General features: G+C 71.4%; 4 protein-coding genes. All 4 read left to right on the forward strand.

Annotated elements, in window-relative coordinates:
* Positions 1 to 369 precede the first annotated feature (369 nt).
* From ACEZHJ_RS00100 to ACEZHJ_RS00115, 4 genes are read left to right on the forward strand one after another with little or no spacing between them, the layout of a single operon-like run.
* The gene (locus tag ACEZHJ_RS00100) at positions 370 to 1,398 is read left to right on the forward strand and encodes an ABC transporter substrate-binding protein (protein ID WP_163143159.1); all 1,029 of its coding nucleotides are present in this window, start codon (positions 370 to 372) and stop codon (positions 1,396 to 1,398) included.
* Positions 1,395 to 2,156 carry an ABC transporter permease gene (locus tag ACEZHJ_RS00105; protein WP_375036092.1) on the forward strand — a complete coding sequence of 254 codons (762 nt, stop codon included), beginning with the start codon at positions 1,395 to 1,397 and terminating at the stop codon, positions 2,154 to 2,156. Before ACEZHJ_RS00100 ends, ACEZHJ_RS00105 begins: the two co-directional genes overlap by 4 nt.
* A complete protein-coding gene (locus tag ACEZHJ_RS00110) occupies positions 2,153 to 2,914 on the forward strand; it encodes an ABC transporter ATP-binding protein (protein WP_375036093.1) in 762 nt (253 codons plus the stop codon). Before ACEZHJ_RS00105 ends, ACEZHJ_RS00110 begins: the two co-directional genes overlap by 4 nt.
* Positions 2,911 to 3,213 (forward strand): hypothetical protein, encoded by a 303-nt coding sequence (locus ACEZHJ_RS00115; RefSeq protein WP_163144473.1) that lies wholly within the window; start codon positions 2,911 to 2,913, stop codon positions 3,211 to 3,213. The genes ACEZHJ_RS00110 and ACEZHJ_RS00115 overlap by 4 nt, the downstream gene beginning before the upstream one ends.
* The last annotated feature ends 1,253 nt before the right edge of the window (positions 3,214 to 4,466 follow it).

Genomic DNA, 4,466 nt, shown 5'->3' on the forward strand with positions numbered 1-4,466 from the left:
CCGCCCCTGGGGGGCCGGCAGCTTCGACTGCCTGGCGCGCCCCACCTGTTACCCCGTATGTGCCCGTTGTCCCCCGGGGCCGGGGCTGGTGAGGCACCGCCGGCTGGGCCGCCCGGGGGGGGCGCCGCCGCCGGGCGCCCCACACCCCCCGGCCCCCTCCCACGGCCGGCGGTGGGGGGCCCCCCGGCCCCGCCGACCTACACGTACCGCTCCTGGCAGCCGGCAGCTCCCCCGATGCCCGCCGCGACGTGCCGTGTGCCTTCTTCCAGACAGGAACATCGTAATAACCAAGTGTTTCAAAACGCGTGTTAAGTTATAAGAAATTAATCGTTAGACTGGCACGTTATAACCCATTCCCGGAGGCATTCGATGTCACGTGCCCGTCTGCTTGCCGTGCTGATTGCCGGTCTGCTGAGTCTCGGCAGCGCTGCCCAGGCCCAGGACACCACGCGCCTGGAGGTCGGTTACATGCCGATCCTGCCCGTGGCGCAGCTGTTCGTGATGGAAGGGGCGGGCTGGACCGACGACGCCGGGCTCGACCTGGAGCTGACCCGCTTCTCCAGTGGTCCGGCCATGGTCCAGGCGCTGGCCTCTGGCGAGCTGGACGTCATGTACTTCGGCATCGGGCCGGCCATGGTCTCGCGCGCCAACGGCGTGCCGATCAAGGTCCTGGCCGCGAGTATCCGCGAGCAGATCGGCCTGGTGGCCCGTGGTGAGTTCGCCTCGCTGTTCGAGGCCAATGACCCGGCGGAGGCCATCGCCCGCTTCACCGAGACGCAGGGCCACAAGCCCAAGATCGCGACGTTTCCCCAGGGCTCGGTGCCCGACACCGTGCTGCGCTACTGGCTGACGAAGCGGCTCGGCGTCGGCGTGGATGCGGTGGATATCGTGGCCATGGGCGCGGACCGGGTCCAGCAGGCGCTGCTGGCCGGCGCCGTGGACGCGGCCTCGATTCTCGAGCCGATCCTGACCACCGTGCAGGAGCGCGCCGACGGTGCCCGGGTCGTGGCCCGGGCCGACGAGATGCTGCCCGGCCAGCCCGGGGCCGTGCTCGCCGTCCGCGAGGAGACGCTGAAGGCGCACCCCGAGGCGGTGCGCGAGCTCATGGCGTTGCACCTGCGTGCGACCGGCATGCTCGAGGAGGATACGGAACAGGCCGCGCCCTATGTCCGCGAGTTCGTCGGCCGCCGGCTCATCGGTCTGGACACGGTGGAGAAGGCGCTCGCCTCGCCGTCGTCGAACTACCTCGCCGACCCGCACGCCATCCGCGAGGGCACCCGGCGCATGCGTGACTTCCAGATGGAGCAGGGCAGCCTGCGCAAGCCCGTGGACCTGGATGCGCTCTTCGACACCAGCGTGTACGACACGGTCAGCGCGCAGTCGGCCGGCGAGGAATGACCACGTTGTCCCGCCCGCGACGCGTTCTCTACAGCGCCCTCGGGGTGGGCGTGTTCCTGGCGCTGTGGGAGCTGACGCTGCGCAGCGGGCTGCTGCCCGGCACCCTCGTGCCGCTGCCCTCGGCGATCCCCGGTGTGCTGTGGCTCGAGCTCTCCGACGGCATCTGGTTCGAGGTCGTGGGCTCCAGCCTCGCGCATTACAGCGTCGGCCTGCTGGTGGGGTCCGTGCTGGGCATCCTCGTGGGCGTGTCGGCGGCGCTGCTGCCGCGCTTCGACGCCGCCCACGCCTGGCTGGCGCGGCTGCTGCGCCCGATTCCGCCGCTGGCCTGGATCCCCTTCGCCATCATCTGGTTCGGCGTCACCCCGACGGCGGCGGCGTTCATCATCAGTATCGGGGTCTTCTGGATCAACTACTTCGCCAGCTACAGCGCCGTGCGCTCCGTCGACCCCGGCTATGACGAGGTGGCTCGGGCCTTCGGGCAGCACGGCTTCCTGCCCCGGCTCGCCAAGGTCAACCTGCCCGCGGCGTCGCCCGGCATTCTCGGCGGCCTGCGTGCCGGCCTCGGCCAGGGCTGGATGACCGTGGTGGCCGCCGAGCTGTTCGGCATCCCGGGCATCGGCCAGCGGATGATGGAGGCCTCCAGCCTGCTGGCGACGGATATCGTGGTGGTCTACATGCTCACCATCGCCGCCCTTTACGCGCTGCTCGACTTCGTGTTCATGCTGGTCCAGCGCCGGATGCTGAGGTGGCAGCCATGAGCGCGGTGACGAGCGCGAGCGCACCCGTGCTCAACGCACGGAACCTGAGTCTGGGGTTCGGTCACACCACCGTGCTCACTGACGTGGACCTGACCCTCCACCCCCAGGAGTTCACGGCGGTGGTCGGCACCTCCGGGGTAGGCAAGTCGACCCTGCTGCGCGCCCTCACCGGGCTGATCGCCCCCCACGACGGCGAGGTGAGCATCCCCGCGCGTCGTGCGGACGCTTCCCGCGCGTGGTCGATGGTCTTCCAGGCGCCGCGGCTTTTCCCCTGGCGGCGCGTGCGCGCCAACGTCGAGCTGGGCCTGGAAGGGCTCGGGCTCTCCCGGGCGGAGCGCCGGCGCCGCGCCATGGAGCCGCTGGCCCTGGTGGGGCTGGAGGAGTACGCCGGGCGGTGGCCGCACACGCTCTCCGGCGGCCAGCAGCAGCGGGTGGGCATCGCCCGGGCCCTCGCGGTCCGGCCGCAGGTCCTGTTCATGGACGAGCCCTTCTCGGCCCTGGACGCGATCACCCGGCGGCGCCTGCAGCAGGAGCTCGTCAAGCTGCGCCGGCGCACCGAGGCCGCCATCGTCTTCGTCACGCACGATATCGAAGAGGCGGTGTCACTGGCGGACCGCGTGATGGTACTGGGCGGCCAGGACACCGGGCATCCCGCCGGGGTGATCGATACGGTGGAGGTAGGGTTGCCCCTGGACGGGCGCCGTGACCACCCGGCGTTCTCCGCCCTGGTGCAGCGTGTCGAGGAGATGATTGCATGAGTGCCCCCCTGCGCGTGCTGCTGCACGCCCCCACACCCGAGGCCCTGGCACGGGCCCGGCGCAACGCCGCCAACCTGCTCAGCGCCCGTCGGGACGCCGAGGTACGCATCATCGCCAACGGCGCCGCCGTGGCCACGGCCCTGGCGACCCCGGATGCGATGGATAACCACCTGCGCCTGTGCCGCAACTCCCTGGCGGCCCAGGGGCTGGAAAACACCGCCGGCGTGGCAGAGGTCGACGCCGCTGTGGTCACCCTGGCGGAACTCCAGGCCGAGGGCTGGGCGTACATCCGGGCCTGATCCCGCGCCGGGCGAGGGCAGTCAACCCGCCCACCGTCGCCGACCTCCGGTAGGTCGTGCACGGCCAAAGGCCGTGTGCGACATCCCCCGCCACCGCCCGAGACGTCGCGCGCCTGACCTGTGCCGGACGATACCCCATCTTCCGTAGGTCTATGTCGCACGCCTTCGGCGCACGACCTACGGGTGCTGCGCCTGGCAGCCGACATTCCCCGCTCCAATGCCTCGGCATGGTGATGTTGGCTGCCGGGAGCAGCGAACCTACCGGAGGCGGTACGACAGCGTGCCAGGTCCGGCCGCCCCCGGGATGCCGCACACGGCCTGCGGCCGTATACAGACGAGAGCCGTTGACCAAGCGTCACCGAGGCAGCGGTAGGTCGGCTGCTCGAAGGCAGCCGACGTTGCTCGCGGTGGGCGCCGGGTTGGGGTGTTGGCTGCCAGGAGCAGCCAACCTACCGGAACTGTTGGGACGTCGCACACGGCCTTTGGCCGTGCACGACCTACCCGTTCCGGGAGGCCGTAGCCGGGCTGTAGGTCGGCTGCTCGAAGGCAGCCGACGTTGCTCGCGGCGGGTGCCGGCCGCGGATGTTGGCTGCCGGGAGCAGCCAGCCTACGGGAACTGTTGGGACGTCGCACACGGCCTTTGGCCGTGCAGGACCTACCCGTTCCGGGAGGCCGTAGCTGGGCTGTAGGGGGGGGGCGCGCAGTCAGCCCACCTTGCTAGCGGGGGGGGGCGGGGGGGGGTGGTGGGGGGCAGGTGGAACCAAACAACCAGCCCAGTTTTGTCGTAGCAAAACCCCCGGGGCGCACGGTGGGCTGCCTGCGCGCAGCCGACCTACCGCCCAGCTACGGCCTCCCGGAACGGGTAGGTCGTGCACGGCCGAAGGCCGTGTGCGACGTCCCAACAGTGCCGGTAGGTTGGCTGCTCCCGGCAGCCAACACCCCAACCCCGCGCCCACCGCGAGCAACCTCGGCGGCCTAAGAGCAGCCGACCGAACCCAGCCTCGGGGAAGCTGGGGCAACGGCGATCACGGTCCCCGGCGGCACGTCCGCCCGGTCCGGCCGCCCCCGGGATGCCGCACACGGCCTGCGGCCGTATACAGACGAGAGCCGTTGACCAAGCGTCACCGAGGCAGCGGTAGGGGGGGGGCGGCGAAGGCGGCGCCCGTGGGTGCGGGGGGGGGCGGGGGGGGGTGTGTGGTTGCCGGGGGGGGCCCACCAACCGGCAGGGGGGGGGGGGGGCACCCGCCGCGGGG

This window comes from Arhodomonas sp. KWT2 (genome assembly GCF_041949875.1).
GTDB classification, from domain to species: domain Bacteria; phylum Pseudomonadota; class Gammaproteobacteria; order Nitrococcales; family Nitrococcaceae; genus Arhodomonas; species Arhodomonas aquaeolei.

What these genes read in the sequence shown, in the direction of transcription:
- ACEZHJ_RS00100 (WP_163143159.1), top strand. Translation starts at nt 370, where the DNA reads ATGTCACGTGCCCGTCTGCTTGCCGTGCTGATTGCCGGTCTGCTGAGT.
- ACEZHJ_RS00105 (WP_375036092.1), top strand. Translation starts at nt 1,395, where the DNA reads ATGACCACGTTGTCCCGCCCGCGACGCGTTCTCTACAGCGCCCTCGGG.
- ACEZHJ_RS00110 (WP_375036093.1), top strand. Translation starts at nt 2,153, where the DNA reads ATGAGCGCGGTGACGAGCGCGAGCGCACCCGTGCTCAACGCACGGAAC.
- ACEZHJ_RS00115 (WP_163144473.1), top strand. Translation starts at nt 2,911, where the DNA reads ATGAGTGCCCCCCTGCGCGTGCTGCTGCACGCCCCCACACCCGAGGCC.